The sequence below is a fragment of the Pseudonocardia ailaonensis genome, assembly GCF_039531635.1.
Taxonomy (GTDB): domain Bacteria; phylum Actinomycetota; class Actinomycetes; order Mycobacteriales; family Pseudonocardiaceae; genus Pseudonocardia; species Pseudonocardia ailaonensis.
The window spans coordinates 266,336-281,985 of the sequence record NZ_BAAAQK010000003.1 but is presented as its reverse complement, the minus strand read 5'-3'; the positions used below and the strand labels follow the sequence as shown (position 1 = coordinate 281,985).

The following is a 15,650-nucleotide window of genomic DNA, read 5'->3' as shown; positions in this document are numbered from 1 at the left end:
CGAGGGCCGACCGACGGACCTTCTCGACGGGTGACGTCGTCGGCGCACAGCCGCCGGCCACCTCGTGAGTGGCGATAGTCGCCGGAGCGACTATCGCCACTCACGGGCTCAGCGGAGGCTCGACTCCCAGGCCGCGTGGAGGTCGGCGAAGTCGCCGCCGGTGCGCAGGAGCTCCGCGGGGGTGCCGTCCTGGATCACGCGGCCCTCGGCCAGGACCAGGACGCGGTCGGCGATCGCGACCGTCGACAGCCGGTGGGCGATGATCAGGGCCGTGCGGTCCGCCAGGACCGTCTCCAGGGCGGCCTGCACCGCGCGCTCCGAGGGGATGTCCAGGCTGGAGGTCGCCTCGTCGAGCAGGACGACCGCCGGGTCCGCCAGGACGATCCGGGCCAGGGACACGAGCTGGCGCTGGCCCGCCGAGAGCCGGCCGCCCCGCTTGCGGACGTCCGTGTCCAGGCCCTCCGGCAGCTCGTGCACGAACCCGGCGCCCACCGCGTCGACCGCCGCGGCGATCTCCGCACGGGTGGCCCCCGGGCGGCCGAGAGCGACGTTGTCCGCGAGCGAACCCGAGAACAGGAACGGCTCCTGGGTGACCATGACCAGGGCCCGGCGCAGGTCGGCGTCGGCCAGGTCGCGCAGGTCGACGCCGTCGAGGCGCACGTGGCCGGACACCGGGTCGTGGAACCGGGCGGCCAGCTTGGCCAGCGTGGTCTTGCCCGCGCCCGTCTCCCCGACGAGCGCGATCGTCTGCCCGGCCGGGACCTCCAGCGAGAACTCCGGGAGCACGATCCGCTCCGGCGCGCGCGGGTACGCGAACGTGACGGCCTCGAAGCGCAGCTCGCCCCGCGGACGGTCGAGCGGGGCCGGGTCCGTGGGCTCCGCCACCGTCACCGGCGTGTCCAGGACCGACGCCAGCTTCTCCAGCGCCGCGGCCGCGGACTGGTAGGCGTTGAGGAACTGGGCGAGCTGGTCGAGCGGGTCGTAGAAGCGGCGCAGATAGAGCAGGAACGCGACGAGCGCGCCGATCTCCAGCGCGCCGCCCGTCACCCGCAGGGCACCGAGCAGCAGCACCAGCGCGAGGGTCAGGTTCCCGACGGCCCGCACACAGGCGACGAACCAGGACAGGGTGAGCAGCGCGTCGGCGTTGGCGTCCCGGTACCGGTTGCCGAGCTGGTCCATGATCGACTCGTTGCGGGCCTCCCGGCGGTAGGCCTGGACCGCGCGGATGCCGTTCATGGACTCCACGAAATGCACGATCACGCGCGCCACCCAGGTCCGGGTGATCCGGTAGCTCGCGCGCGAGCGCTGCTGGAACCACCGGGTGACGACGACGAGCGGCACGAACCCGGCCAGCACGACGGCCGCGAGCACCGGATCGATCAGCAGCAGGACCGTCGTGATCCCGCCGAGGGTCAGCAGCGCGCCGAGCAGCCCGTCGAGCCCCTGGTCGAGGAGGTCGTCGATGGACTCCAGATCACTGGTCAGCCGCGAGATCAGCCGGCCCGACGTGTACGACTCGTGCCACTCCAGGGCCAGCCGCTGCGCGTGCCGGAACACGCGGTCCCGCAGTACCAGCAGCACGTCCTGGCCGAGCCGCCCGGAGACCAGCAGGAACGCCGCCCGCAGCCCGGCCGCGGCCAGGCCGGACGCCGCGTAGCCCGCGACGGCCCAGGCCAGCGGGGCCGGGCGCCCGTCGAGCGCGGCCGGGACGCCGGTGTCGATCGCCAGCGCCACCAGCAGCGGGCCGGTGAGCATCACGGCGTTCTCGAGGACGAGGATCACCAGGGCGAGCACGACCGGCTTCATCCGGGGCCGCAGCAGCCCGGCCACCAGGGTCCGGGCGCTGCGGGCGAGCTTCAGCCCGGCGGCGCGGGTCACCTCCTCCGAATCGTCCCCGACGCCCCTCCATTCGAGATCCGTCTCGATGGTCGACTCCGCGGGCTCCGTCTCCGTGCCGATGGTCGACTCCGCGGGCTCCGTCTCCGCGCTCATGACCGCACCAGCTCCCCGGACAGCAGGTTCCGGTAGGTCTCGTTCTCCACCAACAGCTCCCGGTGCGTCCCGACCGCCGTGATCCGCCCGCCGTCGAGCAGCGCCACCCGGTCCGCGAGCTGCACGGTCGACGGCCGGTGCGCCACCACCAGCGCCGTCACCCCACCCAGCACGGACCGCAGGGCGGCCTCCACCTCCGCCTCGGTGTGCACGTCGAGCGCCGACAGCGGGTCGTCGAGCACCAGCACCGGCGGGCGGCCGATCACCGCGCGGGCCAGCGCGAGCCGCTGCCGCTGCCCGCCCGAGAGCGACAGCCCCTGCTCGCCGATCCGGGTCCGCAGACCCCAGGGCAGCCTCTCCACGAACCCGGCCGCCCCGGCGATCCGCAGCGCCTCCCACACCTCGTCGTCCGAGGCGTCCGGCACGCCGAGCGCCACGTTCTCCCGCACGCTCGCGGAGATCAGCACCGGGTCCTCGAACGCCGTGGCCACGGCCCGGCGCAGGTCCGCGAGCCGCAGCGACCGCACGTCCACGCCGTCGAGCAGCACGGCACCGGAGGTGACGTCCGCCAGCCGCGCCACCAGCGACGTCAGCACGGACTTCCCGGAACCGGTGGCCCCGACCAGCGCCATCGTCTCGCCCGGCTCGACCACCAGGTCGACGCCGTCGAGCACCGGCCCGGCGGCCTCGGTGCCGATGGCCGGGTCCGCAGGCCCCGCCTCCGCGTACCGGAACACGACGTTCCGGAACTCCAGCCGCCCGCGCACGGCGGGCAGCGCGACGGGCGACGGCGCGTCGACGATCGCCGGGGAGACGTCCATGACCTCCCAGTACCGCCGGCTCGCCGCCGCCGCGTTCCCCGCCTCGGTGAGCAGCCAGCCGAGCGACGCGATGGGCCAGTACAGGTAGGTCATGATCGTGACGGCGGCGACGAGCGTGCCGACCGTCAGCACGCCGGTGGCGACCCCGTAGGTGCCGAGGCCGAGGATCACCGCGATCGCCAGCTCCGGGAGCAGCACGAGCACGCACCACAGCGCCGCCCGCAGCCGCACCATCCGCAGCTGCGTGCCGCGCAGGCCCCGCGAGTCCGCGAGGAACCGGGCGGAGATCTCCCGGCCGCGCCCGAGCGAGCGCAGCACCCGGATGCCCAGCGCCGACTCCTCGACCACGGTCGCGAGGTCCCCCGCCTGGTCCTGGGCGCGGCGGGCCACCGCCGTGAAACGCTTCTCGATGCGCAGGGTCAGCGTCACCAGCGGGACGGCGAGGACCAGGATCGCCACCCCGAGGAACCACGACAGGGCGCCGAGCACGGCGATGCCCACGATCGCGGTGATCGTGTTGACCACCAGGAAGACACCGGCGAACGCGAGGAAGCGGCGGATCGTGGACAGGTCCTGGATCGCCCGCGACAGCAGCTGGCCCGAGGGCCACCGGTCGTGGAAGGAGATCGGCAGCCGCTGCAGGTGCGCGTAGAGGTCCGCGCGCATGCGGGCCTCGATGGCGGTGGTGGGCCGGGCGACGAGCCGGCGGCGCAGGAACAGCAGCGCGGCCTCCACCAGGCCGAGGGCGACCACCCCGGCGATCAGCCAGGGCAGCGGGGAGAGGTCGCCGCGGGTGATCGGCCCGTCGACGATCCGCCGGGTGACGAGCGGGACGACGAGCGCGGCCAGGGTGCCGGCCAGTGCCGCCGCGCCGGATCCGAGGAGCGCGCGGCGGTGGGGACGGGTGTACGGGCGGAGTCGGCGCAGCGCACCCAGCGTCGAACCGGCGGGGGTGACCGCCGGTGGATCGGGGGGCTCGGACGACTGCGCCTGCGATGACGGAGCAGGCATGGTTTCCCCCACGCTACGAGCGCGCGGCGCCGCGCGCATCCGACTTCCGTCCGCAACGATCACACGGACGACGGCTCTGACGATCACTCCTCGACCCTGCGACCTGCACCACGGTTCAGGTCAAGTGTTGTCACCGCGCCCCGGCGGGCCGTGTAGTAGACCTGTGCCAGACCCAGTGGAAGGACGAGCGTGGACCTGAAGATCGGTTACAAGGCCTCGGCGGAGCAGTTCGGGCCCCGTGACCTGGTGGAGTACGCCGTGCGGGCCGAGGAGGTGGGTCTGGACAGCGTCTGGGTGTCCGACCACTTCCTGCCGTGGCGGCACGAGGGCGGCCACGCGCCGTCCGCGCTGACCTGGATGGCGGCCGTGGGGGAGCGCACCCGACGGGTGCAGATCGGCACGAGCGTGACCACGCCGACCTTCCGCTACAACCCCGCGGTGATGGCACAGACCTTCGCCACGATGGCCCTGCTGTACGACAACCGGATCATCCTGGGCGCGGGCACCGGCGAGGCGCTCAACGAGATCGCCGTCTCGGGGCGGGAGTGGCCGGAGTTCAAGGAGCGCTTCGCCCGGCTGCGCGAGGCCGTGACGCTCATGCGGCTGCTGTGGACCGAGACCGAGGTCGACTTCTCCGGCGACTACTACACGCTGGTCAACGCGTCGATCTACGACCGGCCGGAGACTCCGGTGCCGGTCTACATCGCCGCGGGCGGGCCCGTCGTGGCCCGGTACGCCGGCCGCTCGGGCGAGGGCTTCATCTGCACCTCGGGCAAGGGCATGGACCTCTACACCGAGAAGCTGATCCCGGCCGTCAAGGAGGGGGCGGAGAAGGAGTCCCGCTCGTTCGACGCCATCGACCGGACCATCGAGATCAAGCTCTCCTACGACCGGGACGCGGACGTGGCGCTGGAGAACACGCGCTTCTGGGCACCGCTGTCGCTGACCGCGGAGCAGAAGCACACGGTCGACTCGGCCGTGGAGATGGAGCGCCTGGCCGACGAGCTGCCGATCGAGCAGGTGGCGAAGCGGTGGATCGTGGCCAGCGACCCGGACGAGGCCGTGGCGCAGATCAAGCCCTACCTCGACGCCGGGCTCAACCACCTGGTCTTCCACGGCCCCGGCCACGACCAGGAGCGCTTCCTCACCCAGTTCACCGAGGACGTCGTCCCGACGCTGCGCGCGCTCGCCTGACCCGGCGGGCGCCACGGTTTGCGGGGAGCCCCGGGCGGGGATACCTGCGGCGGACGCACACCCCACGCGTCCCCGACCGGACCCGGGAGCCTCCCGCACGTGAACGCCCACGGCCAGCCAGACGGCCACCCCGCGGACCGGCCCGCCCCCCTGCGGGCGGTCCCGGGAGTGCTGCGGATCGTGCATCCCGCCCGCGCCGGTGAGCTCGCCCTGATCCGGGCGGCCGTCTCGGGATGGGGGAGGCAGGCACAGCTGCCGGCCGACGTCCTGGTGGACCTGCTCCTCGCCGTGGGCGAGGCGGCGGCCAACGCCGTCGACCACGCCTACGCCGGGACCGATCCGGGACCGGTCGAGGTCGACCTGCGGGTCCGGGCGGGCACCGGGGGAGATCGGGTGGTGGCCGCGCGGATCACGGACTCGGGCCACTGGCGTCCGCGCGCCGCCCCGGCGCACGACCGGGACCGGGGCCGCGGGCTGCCGATGATCCGGGCGCTCGCCACCCGTCTCGACATCACGCCCACCGGGCACGGCACCGAGGTGTGCCTGGAGATCCCCGTCCCCTGAGCGATGCCCGGGAACGGGAGAAGCCCCGTCCCAACCGGACGGGGCTTCTCACCACAACGAATCAGCGGACGGGCGAGGTGCCCCCGGCGACCAGCCGTCGCGGCGCGCCCGGGGTCGCCGGACGGGCGGCGCGCAGGCCCGGGAGGACCACGGCGGAACGCTGCAGCGGGCGGCGGAAACCACCGGCGGCGGTCCGGATCGGCCAGGCCCCGGCGGACGGGAACAGGCCCTCGAGGGCACCGCTCTCCGGCCCGACGCTGGTGCGCAGCAGCTCCTGGAAGGCGTCGTACTGGGCGACCGCGTCGACGACGTCGCCCTTGGCGAGCAGCGCCTCGATCAGCGCGCGGCGGGCGCTCTCCCGGCTGGGGGCGGCGGTGACGGCGAGCTCGGCGATCTCCACCGCGTCCGCGTGCAGGCCCGTGGCGGTGAGCTTGAGGCTCACCTCCTCGAGCGCCGCGAGCCGGAGCTGGCGGAACCGCTCGCGCTCGATCGCGATCCACGGCGCCGTCCACGAGGGGAGGATGTCCTCGGAGAGCAGCTCGACGGAGGGGCGCTCGGTGAGCCGGCCACCCCCGGAGAAGGCGCGCACGAGGAGCATGGCGTCGGACAGGTCGACCTCGACCTCGTCCGCCAGGGCCAGCGGGCTCTGCTCGTCGGTGATGTCCCCGGCGAGCAGGCCGGGTACGTCGACGCCGGCCACGGCCTCGGCCAGGAGCCGGGCGGCGGCCTCGGCGGGCACACCCGGCCACAGGTCCGCGGCCAGTGCGGCGCGGGGCTGGGGCCGGCGGTGCAGGGCGAGGTAGGCGACGACGCGCCGTGGGTCGACACCCAGCGGCACGGTGGCGCCGTCAGAGGTGAGACCGAAGGCTCCGAGCACCGTGATGCGGTGGCCCGGACAGTCGTCGAAGGATCGGCGGTGACCGTCAGACATGGTTATCCCGTATGTTCGGACGTGCTGATCAATGCTGTCGTGACGCGCGCTCCGGTGCGTCCACCGGGCCGGGTCGGCGGCCGTGCACACCCCATGGCGTCCGGCCCGTCGAACAGTGTTCTCCGACCTGCCCTGATTTGCCAAGGGGCTGTTTCGTCACAGTTACGCCCTGCATAAACATATCTGATGAACCGCAGGTACAGCCGGACGGGTGACGATCCGTAGCGATCTTAGCTCAGGGCGTGGCGTGCAGTCGCACGTGGGTCCCGGAGGCGTCCCGCCACACGTGCAGCAGGTCGCAGAGCTGCCGCGCGATCCACACCCCGCGGCCCCGCGGCTCGGCCGGGTGCGGCGCCGTCAGCCCCGGCAGGGGCTCCCCGAGCGTGCCGGTGTCGTGGATCTCGCAGACGAGCCCGCGGGAGGTCTCCCACAGCTGGATCTCGGCCTGCGGCGCCCCGTGCTCGACGGCGTTGGTGGCGATCTCGTTGACCGCGAGCACCAGGTCCTCGGTGCGGACCGGATCGAAGCCCAGCCCCGGGACCAGCCGCGCCACCAGCCGCCTGACCTCGTGCAGCTGCCAGGAGTTGTAGCGCAACGCGTGGTCCGGCGGCCCCAGGACCAGCGGCGCGGCCCGCTCGCGTCCGGTGAGCACCTCCAGCGGGCAGCGGTGCTCGGGGTTGCCGCGCAGCCGGCCGTCGACCAGCAGGTAGGGGTGGTTGACCCGGGCCCCCTCCAGCACCTCGAGGTGCAGCGGGAAGCCGGGATAGAGGCAGACGAAGTCGACGGGCAGGTCCGCGAGCGCCACGTTGAGCGCCGCGTCGAGCTCCGTCCAGTAGCTGCCGTCCACGCCGTCGTGCTGGGGGTCGTGGGCGGACAGCACGGTCGCTCCCGCGTCGCTCTGCACGAGCGAGCGCAGCTCCCGGGCCCGCAGTGCGGCCGTGGTCTGGCCGGAGCCGCCGCTGGGCCCGTGCGGCGCCGCCAGGCTCACGACGCCGGCGTGCCCGACCGCGTCGAACACGGCCCGCTCGATCGCCGGCGGCACGGCGAGCGCGAGCCGCTCGCCCCGCCCGACACTCTCGCGCGCGAACGCGACGGCCCGCTCGAGCTGGTCCGCGGTGCCGTCGTGGAACTCCACGGCGTGCCGCAGGCGGGTGCGCTCGGGGATCCGGGTCTCGACCTTCACCGTTCCTCCTCCGGGCCGGCCGTCCTGCTCGGTCCCTGCGCCTCGCGCACCGTCAGCTGGGCCGCGAAGGGGGCCCCGCAGCGGTCCAGGACCCGCTGCACCGCGGGCCGGACGTCGCCCAGGACGAGGCGGTGGCTGCTCGGGAACTCCTCGGCCGCGTGCACCAGGGCCACCGCCCCGGCGACGTCGAGGAACCGCAGCGAGGCGAGGTTCAGCTCGATCTCCGTGGGGGCGTCGCCGGAGCGCAGCGCCCGGTCGAGGGTGTCGACGATCAGCTTGTGGATCACGGGCCGGTTGCTGTGGTCCGCCTCGCCGGCCAGCCGCACCGAGGTGGGGCCGGTCTGGGTGATCCGCAGCAGGCCGTCGTCGTACGCCGCCGCGGCGACGAGCTCCTCGCGGTGCACACCGCGCATCTGCTCGATCTGCCGGTCCGTGTAGTGGGCGTGGTCGTAGAGGCAGAGCGCGGTGCAGGAGCGCTCGGCGACCAGCTGGTCCAGCGCGCGGTCGTAGTCGGCGAGCGGGATGCCGGCCGGGGCGGCGGCGCCGTAGCTCATCTGGCCGGTCATCCGGAAGCCGGACCAGCCCTGCGTCACCGAACCGTCCACATAGGAGTCGAGCAGGGCCCGGACGTCGCTGACGGGGGAGTGGAAGGCCTGCCGGGTGACGTCGGCCGAGACGACCTGCAGCTGCCCGCTGCGCAGCGAGCCCGCGACCGGCACCCGGTCCTCGACGAGCCGGTCCAGCACGCGCTCGGACGTGCCGTCGTCGAAGTAGACGACCTTCTCCCGGCGCCGGAGGCCACCCGCGAGGAACCGGGCGGTGAGCTCCCACAGCTGCTCGTCGCTCACCGGCACCGCGCACACGTGATCCCCGGAGCGCAGGTCCTCTGCGACTCGTGGGGTCATGGGCGGTCCCGACTGCCGGTCGTCCGGCTGCTGCGGTTCCCTGATCGATTCGGGTGATCAGAGCGGTGCGTGATCAGACGGCCACTCTACGACCGCTTCCGGGGGGCACCCGTCCCGCGGACGGGGGAAGCCGCGCCGAAGCGACGTCCGTCCGCGACGAGTGGCAGGCCCAGCGGCACGGTTCAGGGGACGAGCGGCGGCACGGCGGCGACGACCAGGTGCGGGCCGGGTTCCGAGGCCGCCCGGCGGAGGGCCCCGGCGAGCTCGGCCGGGGTCGTCGCCCGCTCGGCCGGGACGCCCATCCCGGTGGCCAGCGCGGCGAAGTCCAGCCGCGGGTTCCCGAGATCGAGCAGGCTCCGGGCGGGAGAGTCCGGCGACAGCTGCGCCCCCACGCCGAGGAGCTCGGCCCGCAGGATCGCGTACGCGCCGTTGTCGAACAGCACGGTGGTGATGTCGAGGTTCTCGCGGGCGTGGGTCCAGAGCGCGGAGATCGTGTACATCGCGCTGCCGTCCGCCTGCAGCGCCCAGACCGGCCGGTCCGGGCAGGCGACGGCCGCGCCGGTGGCCACGGGCAGGCCGAAGCCGATCGCGCCGCCCGTCAGCGTCAGCCAGTCGTGCCGCGGGGAGCCGGCCGTCGCGTCCGGCAGGCCGAGGCTCGACGTGATCGCCTCGTCGACGACGATCGCGCCCTCCGGCAGCTCGGCACCGATCACGGCGGCCGCGGTGACCACGGTCAGCTCCCCGTCGGGGATCTCCGGGCGGGCGAGGGCGGCGCGGGGCACGTCGTCGGGGGCGACGTCGGCGGCCACGAGATCGGCCAGCGCCTCCAGGGCCACGGCGCCGTACGCCCCCTGCTCCGCGATGCGGTGCACCGCGGCACCCTCGGGCACGAGATCGCCGCGCTTGCCGGGATAGCCGAAGAAGGTGACGGGGGAGGGGGCGCCGGCCAGCACGACGTGCCGGGAGCCGGAGAGCTGGTGGGCCGCGGCGTCGCCGAGGTAGGCGAGCCGGGTGAGCGGGGGGAGGCCCGCGCCGCGCTCGATCCGCGGCGGGAAGGTCTCCGCCAGCAGGCGGGCGCCGGTGGCCAGGGCGATGCGATGGGCGGCGACGAGCCCGCGCTCCCGGCAGGCCGTGCCGCCGATCAGCAGCGTGCAGGGCTCCCCCGACCAGAGCGCCTTGGCGGCGGACTCGAGACCGTCGGCGTCCAGGGCGCCGCGGCCCGGTGGGGCGGGCTCCGCCACGGTGCCGACGGGCCAGTCGCCCTCCGCCCAGGAGACGTCCGCGGGGACCAGCAGGGTGGAGATGCCGCCGGCGGCCGCCGCGATCGCGTCCGCGGTGTCCGCGCCGAGCTCCTCGGGCGCGGTCGAGCGGTGCACCCGGACGGACACGGTGCCGGCCAGGGCGTCGATGTCCGACTCGAGCGGGGCGTCGAGGGGCTTGTGGTCCAGCGCGTGGTCGCCCACGACGGTGACCATCGGGGTGCCGGCGCGCCGGGCGTTGTGCAGGTTGGCGAGGCCGTTGGCCAGGCCCGGGCCCAGGTGCAACAGGGTCGCCGCGGGTCGGTCGGCCATTCGCGCGTAGCCGTCCGCCGCGCCCGTCGCCACCCCCTCGAAGAGCGTGAGCACCGCCCGCATCGCCGGCTCGGCGTCGAGCGCCGCCACCAGGTGCATCTCGGACGTGCCGGGGTTGGCGAAACAGACGTCCACGCCGCCGTCGAGCAGGGTGCGGAGCAGGACCCGGGCCCCGGTGGTCATGCCACGGTCACCGAGGTGCTCGGGTTTCCCTTGATGGTCTGGAGGACCACGCAGTACCGCTCGGTGAGCTTGATGAGGCTCGCGACCTGGTCCTCGGTGGCGGAGGTGTCGAGCGCGAAGGACAGCCGGATCTCCCGGAACCCGACCGGGGCCTCCTTGTCGACGCCGAGGGTGCCCCGGAAGTCGAGATCGCCCTCGGCCCGCACGGTGCCGGACACGTCGAGCCCCATCGACGTCGCCACCGCCCGCAGGGTGACCCCCGCGCAGGCGACCAGGGCCTCCAGCAGCATGTCGCCGGAGCAGAGCTGGGTGCCGTCGCCACCGGTCGCGGGGTGCAGGCCGGCCTCGGCCAGTGCGGTCGCGGTGCGGACCCGGCAGGCGACGCCGCTGCCGTCGAGCTCGCCGTCCGCGTGGAGGGTGACGAGCGCGGAGCCCGGATCGTCCCGGTACTGCTGTTTCAGCGGGGTCTGGATGTCCTTGAGGGTGCTCGCGTCCATCGCCCCATCGTCGCCCTCCGGGCCCCGCGATCACCACCGGTACTCTCCCGTCGTGCCAGGAGATGTGTCGGAGGCGGCCCGGGAACAGCGGATACTGACCGTTCCCAACCTGCTCAGCCTGCTGCGGCTGGCGGGCGTGCCGCTGTTCCTCTGGCTGCTGCTCGGGCCGCGGGCGGACGGCTGGGCCATCCTCGTGCTCGCCGTCGGCGGGATCACGGACTGGGCGGACGGCAAGCTCGCCCGGCTGCTGGACCAGTACTCCCGGCTCGGGGCGCTGCTCGATCCCGCCGTCGACCGGCTCTACATCCTCGCCGCCCTGGTCGCGCTGGGTGTCCGCGAGGTCGTGCCGTGGTGGGTCGTGATCGTGCTCGTGGCGCGGGACCTGGTGCTCGGCGTGTGCGTCACGGTCCTGCGGCGCTTCGGCTACGGCCCCTTCCCGGTGACCTACCTCGGCAAGGCCGCCACGTTCCTGCTGCTCTACGCCTTCCCGCTGCTGCTGCTCGGTACCTCGACCGGGTTCTGGGGCGATCTCGCCCGGCCGTTCGGGTACGCGTTCGCGGCCTGGGGGGTGGCGCTCTACCTCTGGTCCGGGCTGCTCTACCTGGCCCAGTTCGTGCTGGCGATGCGGGCCGGGCGGGCAGCCGCCCTGCCGGAGGAAGACCCCCGGACCTCCCGCTAGGCTGCCCCGGTGAGCGCCGAGCAGACCATTACCCCGGGTGACCTGAAGTACACCGAGGCCCACGAGTGGGTGCGCTCACTCGAGGGCGGCCGGGTGCGCGTCGGGGTCACCGACCACGCGCAGAGCCAGCTCGGGGACGTCGTGTTCGTCCAGCTGCCGGCCGTCGGCGCCGAGTTCACCGCGGGCGACGCGGTGGGTGAGGTCGAGTCCACGAAGTCGGTGTCGGACATCTACGCGCCCCTCGCGGGCACCGTCGTCGCCGTCAACGAGGCGCTCGACGCCACCCCCGAGCTGGTGAACTCCGCCCCCTACACGGACGGGTGGATGGTCGAGCTGGAGCTCGGCGAGGGCGCGGCGGAGGCCGTGGAGGCGCTGCTCGACGCGGCCTCCTACCAGCAGCTCGTCGACGGCTCCTGAGCACTCCCCGCACCACACGCGCGGGCCGTCGGCACGATAGGTTCGCCGCATCGCCCGGGGCATCGGACCGGGCACGAGATCAGGCCAGCACCACCGCAGGAGGAGACCCCGAGGTGACCACCAACGACGGGCCCGGCGTGCCGCCGGAGCGTTCCCCGGAGACCACGTCGGTCTTCCGCGCGGACTTCCTGGCGGACGTCGAGCCGCCCGCGCAGGAACAGCCGGTCTCGGGGGTCGACGGGCTGCCGCCCGGCTCGGCGCTGCTGGTCGTGCGCCGCGGCCCCAACGCCGGCTCGCGGTTCCTGCTCGACCGGCCGACCACGAGCGCGGGCCGGCACCCGGACAGCGACATCTTCCTGGACGACGTCACCGTCTCCCGGCGGCACGCCGAGTTCCGCCGGGACTCCGGCGAGTTCGTCGTGGTCGACGTGGGCAGCCTCAACGGCACCTACGTGAACCGGGAGCCGGTGGACACCGCGGTGCTCGCCAACGGCGACGAGGTGCAGATCGGCAAGTTCCGGCTGGTCTTCCTCACGGGCCCGGTCGAGACCGCAGGGGGCTGAGCCCGGAACCGGGCGGCCCGGGGCGGGACACACCGGCCCGACGCCCGTCCGGAGGCGCGCGAACGTCGGGGCGCGCGTGTAGCGTCGAGGTAGTCGGACCCCAGGATGAGGAGGCGGGCGCATGAGCGAGATGCGCGTCGTGGGAGTCAGGGTCGAACTGCCCGCCAACCAGCCCATCCTCCTGTTGCGGGAGACGCAGGGCGACCGCTACCTGCCGATCTGGATCGGGTCGGTCGAGGCCACCGCGATCGCCCTCGAGCAGCAGGGGGTCAAGCCCGCCCGCCCGTTGACGCACGACCTGCTGAAGGACGTGATCGGCGCACTCGGGCGGCGGCTGGAGCAGGTGCGGATCACGGACCTGCAGGAGGGCACCTTCTACGCCGAGCTGGTCTTCGACGGCGGGGTGACGGTGTCCGCCCGGCCCAGCGACTCGGTGGCGCTCGCGCTGCGGATCGGCGTGCCGATCCACGCGGACGAGAGTGTGCTCGCCGAGGCGGGGCTGGTCATCCCGGACGAGCAGGAGGACGAGGTCGAGAAGTTCCGCGAGTTCCTCGACTCCGTCTCGCCGGAGGACTTCCGGGGCGCCCAGCCGGGCTGAGAATCCGGGCCGTGGATACGGTCGTTCGCCGACACGCCCGGCCGGGCCGGGCGTGCGGCGGCGTGGCGCGTTGACCGTCGGCGCACGTCCGCTTACCGTCTGGTCTGTCAGTGCGTGAGAGGGTCGTCGGGGTTCCACCCCGGCCGGCGGGAGGGAGTTCCGTGGACGACGTGTCCGACGGGCCCGAGCAGGGCGAGCTCTTCCCGGACCCGCTGGTCGGAGAAGGTCTCGACGGTCTGCCGGACCAGCTCGTCGGCTTCCGGGGACCCACCGCGTGCCAGGTCGTGGGCATCACCTACCGCCAGCTCGACTACTGGGCCCGCACCGGCCTGGTCGTGCCGTCGATCCGCAGTGCCGCCGGCTCCGGCTCGCAGCGGCTCTACTCCTTCAAGGACGTCCTCGTCCTGAAGGTGGTCAAGCGACTGCTCGACGCCGGGGTCTCCCTGCAGAACATCCGGGTGGCCGTGGAGCACCTGCGCCGCCGCGGCATCCGCGACCTCGCCCAGATCACGCTGTTCTCCGACGGCACGACCGTCTACGAGTGCACCAGCCCGGAGGAGGTCGTGGACCTGCTCCAGGGCGGCCAGGGCGTCTTCGGCATCGCGGTCTCGGGCGCGATGCGCGAGATCAGCGGGAGCATCAAGGACTTCCCGGTCGAGCGCGCCGACGGAGGCACGGTCGACGAGTCCCCGGAGGACGAGCTCTCCAAGCGCCGCGCCCGCCGCGCCATCTCCTGACCCCTACACCGTCAGCGCCGGTTCGCCGGCGCGGCGCCGTCAGCGCGGTCTACACAGCGCGGTCTACACAGCGCGGTCTACACAGCGCGGTCTACACAGCGCGGTCTACACAGCGCGGTCTACACAGCGCGGTCTACACAGCGCGGTCTACACAGCGCGGTCTACACAGCGCGGTCTGCACAGCGCGGTCTGCACAGCGCGGTCTGCACAGCGCGGTCTGCACAGCGCGGTCTGCACAGCGCGGTCTCGCCCGCCGAGATGAACCTCAGGGCGATTCGATCATGGTCGGAATCGCCCTGACGTTCATCTCGACCGGAGGGCTCGGCCTACGGTGGCGATCACGTACTCCGGCCTGCGGAACAGGTCGTCGCGGGTGAAGCGGAGCATGCGCCACCCGCGGTCGGTCAACATCGTCGTGCGGGCGATGTCGCGGAGGACCTGCTCCGGCTCGACGTGAGGAGCGCCCTCGTACTCGATGCCGACGAGCGCTCCGGGATACGCCAGGTCGAGCCACACGGCCTCCCTCGCGCCCGGATCCTGCACCACCCACTGCACCTCTGGTCGCGGCAGGCCGGAGTCGACGAGGAGCTGGCGGATCAGCGACTCCGGTCGGGAGCCGGAGCGATAGTCGGCGAGGTCCACCACCTCCTCCAGCCGGGCGCAGCCGCGCATCGCGGGGTGGAGATCGTCGAGGTGCAGGATCGCGGCAGGCCGGAACCGGCACTCGTTCGCCAGCCGGTCGACGGCGGCCACCGCCTCCCGCCGGTCCCGCGCCCAACGGGCCAGGTCGAAGGCAGTCCGGACCGGAGTCGTGACCGTCATGCCGTCGACCTCGGTGATCTCGTCCGGGAAGAGCCTCTCGCGGTGCAGCCACAGCCCGGCGCACGCCCGGAAGCCGCCGCCCGGCACGGTGATGTCGGGCAGCACGTCCGCGGTCGGGGCGCAGCCGGCCCCGTGCAGCTCGGCGGCGGCGTAGCCCGAGAGCACCCCGCGCGTCTGCATCAGCAGGAAGGCGGCGCGGGAGCGAAGCCCCAGATCGAGGACGCTGCCCGCGGGCACGTAGACGTCCGGGAAGACGCGCACGAACCGCGACCCGTTCACCTGGGCGGCCGAGACCATCCCGGCGCGGACCGCCCACGAGCCCCGGAACACGGCCGGCCAGCCCGGCACCGCGGTGGTGATCATCACCCGCCGAGCATGGGGCAGAGAGCTGCGATCCCGTGGCGTTTCCGGAAAACCCACCGCCGAGATGAACCTGAGGGCGATTCGATCATGGTCGGAATCGCCCTGAGGTTCATCTCGGCGCCCGCCGTCGCGGCTGGGGTGGGGTCAGGCGGCGGGGCGGAAGGGGTCGTGTTCGGCCAGGAGCTTCTCCAGCCTCGCCTGGTCCACGCGGCTCAGGACCGTGGTGCGTTCCTGCTTGTCGCGGACGGTCTTGGCGAGGGTGAAGGCGCTCGTCGTGACGTAGAGGACGCTGACCGCGAGGAAGGCGCGGACCCAGGGGTCGGCGGGCATGTAGATCACGCCGACGACGACCGCGGCCAGCGCGATGCCGAACGACAGGACCGCCTGGAGGTGGAAGGCGGCCGTGGTGGGGGACTCGGTGGCGCGGTCGCTGCTGCTCATGGCGGAAGTGTGACCGTGATCCCCCGCGCGGTCCTCGGTGGAACTACGGCCCTCGGCGCTACGCTGTCCGGGTAGTCGCCGATCCCACGCGGGAGAGACCCGGCCGAGGTCAGGCCGGGCGCCGAAGGAGCAACTCCTCCCCGGAACCTCTCAGGCACCCGAGACCGCGTGGGCGAGA

At 73.6% G+C, this 15,650-nt stretch carries 16 protein-coding genes and 1 riboswitch; of the genes, 7 read left to right on the top strand and 9 right to left on the bottom strand.

The window, feature by feature from the left end; genetic code table 11:
* Nucleotides 1-108: 108 nt before the first annotated feature.
* Both ABD324_RS04140 and ABD324_RS04135 read right to left on the bottom strand, forming a co-directional pair.
* Entirely contained in the window at nucleotides 109-1,992 is a 1,884-nt protein-coding gene (locus ABD324_RS04140) for an ABC transporter ATP-binding protein (RefSeq protein WP_344412489.1), read from the bottom strand.
* Nucleotides 1,989-3,824, bottom strand: coding sequence for an ABC transporter ATP-binding protein (locus tag ABD324_RS04135; RefSeq protein ID WP_344412487.1), 1,836 nt, complete (start codon nucleotides 3,822-3,824; stop codon nucleotides 1,989-1,991). The genes ABD324_RS04140 and ABD324_RS04135 overlap by 4 nt, the downstream gene beginning before the upstream one ends.
* Nucleotides 3,825-4,013: 189 nt before the next feature.
* Here ABD324_RS04135 and fgd point away from each other — a divergent pair, with 189 nt between their 5' ends.
* Both fgd and ABD324_RS04125 read left to right on the top strand, forming a co-directional pair.
* Complete coding sequence (gene fgd / locus ABD324_RS04130) at nucleotides 4,014-5,018, top strand: glucose-6-phosphate dehydrogenase (coenzyme-F420) (protein ID WP_344412485.1); 1,005 nt, start codon at nucleotides 4,014-4,016, stop codon at nucleotides 5,016-5,018.
* Between the two features lie 99 nt (nucleotides 5,019-5,117).
* A complete protein-coding gene (locus ABD324_RS04125; protein ID WP_344412483.1) occupies nucleotides 5,118-5,582 on the top strand; it encodes an ATP-binding protein in 465 nt (154 codons plus the stop codon).
* 61 nt (nucleotides 5,583-5,643) lie between these two features.
* On the opposite strand, the gene ABD324_RS04120 is transcribed toward ABD324_RS04125, so the two are convergent.
* The 5 genes from ABD324_RS04120 to ABD324_RS04100 all read right to left on the bottom strand — a co-directional run bounded on the left by ABD324_RS04120 (nucleotide 5,644) and on the right by ABD324_RS04100 (nucleotide 10,852).
* The gene (locus ABD324_RS04120; protein ID WP_344412481.1) at nucleotides 5,644-6,513 is read right to left on the bottom strand and encodes an AfsR/SARP family transcriptional regulator; all 870 of its coding nucleotides are present in this window, start codon (nucleotides 6,511-6,513) and stop codon (nucleotides 5,644-5,646) included.
* Nucleotides 6,514-6,748: 235 nt separating this feature from the next.
* Entirely contained in the window at nucleotides 6,749-7,696 is a 948-nt protein-coding gene (locus ABD324_RS04115; protein WP_344412479.1) for an ATP-binding protein, read from the bottom strand.
* Nucleotides 7,693-8,601: an MEDS domain-containing protein gene (locus ABD324_RS04110; protein ID WP_344412477.1), complete on the bottom strand. Its 909-nt coding sequence runs from the start codon at nucleotides 8,599-8,601 to the stop codon at nucleotides 7,693-7,695. The genes ABD324_RS04115 and ABD324_RS04110 overlap by 4 nt, the downstream gene beginning before the upstream one ends.
* Nucleotides 8,602-8,783: 182 nt before the next feature.
* Nucleotides 8,784-10,355 (bottom strand): acetolactate synthase large subunit, encoded by a 1,572-nt coding sequence (locus ABD324_RS04105; RefSeq protein WP_344412475.1) that lies wholly within the window; start codon nucleotides 10,353-10,355, stop codon nucleotides 8,784-8,786.
* Nucleotides 10,352-10,852: an OsmC family protein gene (locus ABD324_RS04100; RefSeq protein ID WP_344412473.1), complete on the bottom strand. Its 501-nt coding sequence runs from the start codon at nucleotides 10,850-10,852 to the stop codon at nucleotides 10,352-10,354. Before ABD324_RS04100 ends, ABD324_RS04105 begins: the two co-directional genes overlap by 4 nt.
* Before the next feature lie 52 nt (nucleotides 10,853-10,904).
* Between ABD324_RS04100 and clsA the strand changes: the two genes are divergently transcribed.
* The 5 genes from clsA (at nucleotide 10,905) to ABD324_RS04075 (ending at nucleotide 13,846) form a co-directional block, all read left to right on the top strand.
* The gene (gene clsA, locus ABD324_RS04095) at nucleotides 10,905-11,531 is read left to right on the top strand and encodes a cardiolipin synthase ClsA (protein WP_344412471.1); all 627 of its coding nucleotides are present in this window, start codon (nucleotides 10,905-10,907) and stop codon (nucleotides 11,529-11,531) included.
* A gap of 9 nt (nucleotides 11,532-11,540) precedes the next feature.
* On the top strand, nucleotides 11,541-11,948 hold the full coding sequence (gcvH, locus tag ABD324_RS04090; RefSeq protein ID WP_344412469.1) for a glycine cleavage system protein GcvH: 408 nt from the start codon (nucleotides 11,541-11,543) through the stop codon (nucleotides 11,946-11,948).
* Nucleotides 11,949-12,061: 113 nt separating this feature from the next.
* Nucleotides 12,062-12,511 (top strand): glycogen accumulation regulator GarA, encoded by a 450-nt coding sequence (gene garA, locus ABD324_RS04085; RefSeq protein WP_344412467.1) that lies wholly within the window; start codon nucleotides 12,062-12,064, stop codon nucleotides 12,509-12,511.
* Nucleotides 12,512-12,632: 121 nt separating this feature from the next.
* The gene (locus tag ABD324_RS04080) at nucleotides 12,633-13,109 is read left to right on the top strand and encodes a bifunctional nuclease family protein (protein WP_344412465.1); all 477 of its coding nucleotides are present in this window, start codon (nucleotides 12,633-12,635) and stop codon (nucleotides 13,107-13,109) included.
* Nucleotides 13,110-13,270: 161 nt separating this feature from the next.
* Nucleotides 13,271-13,846: a MerR family transcriptional regulator gene (locus ABD324_RS04075; RefSeq protein WP_344412463.1), complete on the top strand. Its 576-nt coding sequence runs from the start codon at nucleotides 13,271-13,273 to the stop codon at nucleotides 13,844-13,846.
* A gap of 303 nt (nucleotides 13,847-14,149) precedes the next feature.
* On the opposite strand, the gene ABD324_RS04070 is transcribed toward ABD324_RS04075, so the two are convergent.
* Nucleotides 14,150-15,031: a DUF559 domain-containing protein gene (locus ABD324_RS04070; protein ID WP_344413399.1), complete on the bottom strand. Its 882-nt coding sequence runs from the start codon at nucleotides 15,029-15,031 to the stop codon at nucleotides 14,150-14,152.
* Between the two features lie 144 nt (nucleotides 15,032-15,175).
* Entirely contained in the window at nucleotides 15,176-15,472 is a 297-nt protein-coding gene (locus tag ABD324_RS04065; RefSeq protein WP_344412461.1) for a YiaA/YiaB family inner membrane protein, read from the bottom strand.
* A gap of 79 nt (nucleotides 15,473-15,551) precedes the next feature.
* Nucleotides 15,552-15,649, top strand: a riboswitch (glycine riboswitch).
* Nucleotide 15,650: the final 1 nt, after the last annotated feature.

Excerpts from the sequence above, each read along its gene's own strand:
- ABD324_RS04140 (WP_344412489.1), bottom strand. The coding sequence starts at position 1,992 with ATGAGCGCGGAGACGGAGCCCGCGGAGTCGACCATCGGCACGGAGACG.
- ABD324_RS04135 (WP_344412487.1), bottom strand. The coding sequence starts at position 3,824 with ATGCCTGCTCCGTCATCGCAGGCGCAGTCGTCCGAGCCCCCCGATCCA.
- ABD324_RS04120 (WP_344412481.1), bottom strand. The coding sequence starts at position 6,513 with ATGTCTGACGGTCACCGCCGATCCTTCGACGACTGTCCGGGCCACCGC.
- ABD324_RS04110 (WP_344412477.1), bottom strand. The coding sequence starts at position 8,601 with ATGACCCCACGAGTCGCAGAGGACCTGCGCTCCGGGGATCACGTGTGC.
- ABD324_RS04105 (WP_344412475.1), bottom strand. The coding sequence starts at position 10,355 with ATGACCACCGGGGCCCGGGTCCTGCTCCGCACCCTGCTCGACGGCGGC.
- ABD324_RS04100 (WP_344412473.1), bottom strand. The coding sequence starts at position 10,852 with ATGGACGCGAGCACCCTCAAGGACATCCAGACCCCGCTGAAACAGCAG.
- ABD324_RS04080 (WP_344412465.1), top strand. The coding sequence starts at position 12,633 with ATGAGCGAGATGCGCGTCGTGGGAGTCAGGGTCGAACTGCCCGCCAAC.
- ABD324_RS04070 (WP_344413399.1), bottom strand. The coding sequence starts at position 15,031 with ATGATCACCACCGCGGTGCCGGGCTGGCCGGCCGTGTTCCGGGGCTCG.
- ABD324_RS04065 (WP_344412461.1), bottom strand. The coding sequence starts at position 15,472 with ATGAGCAGCAGCGACCGCGCCACCGAGTCCCCCACCACGGCCGCCTTC.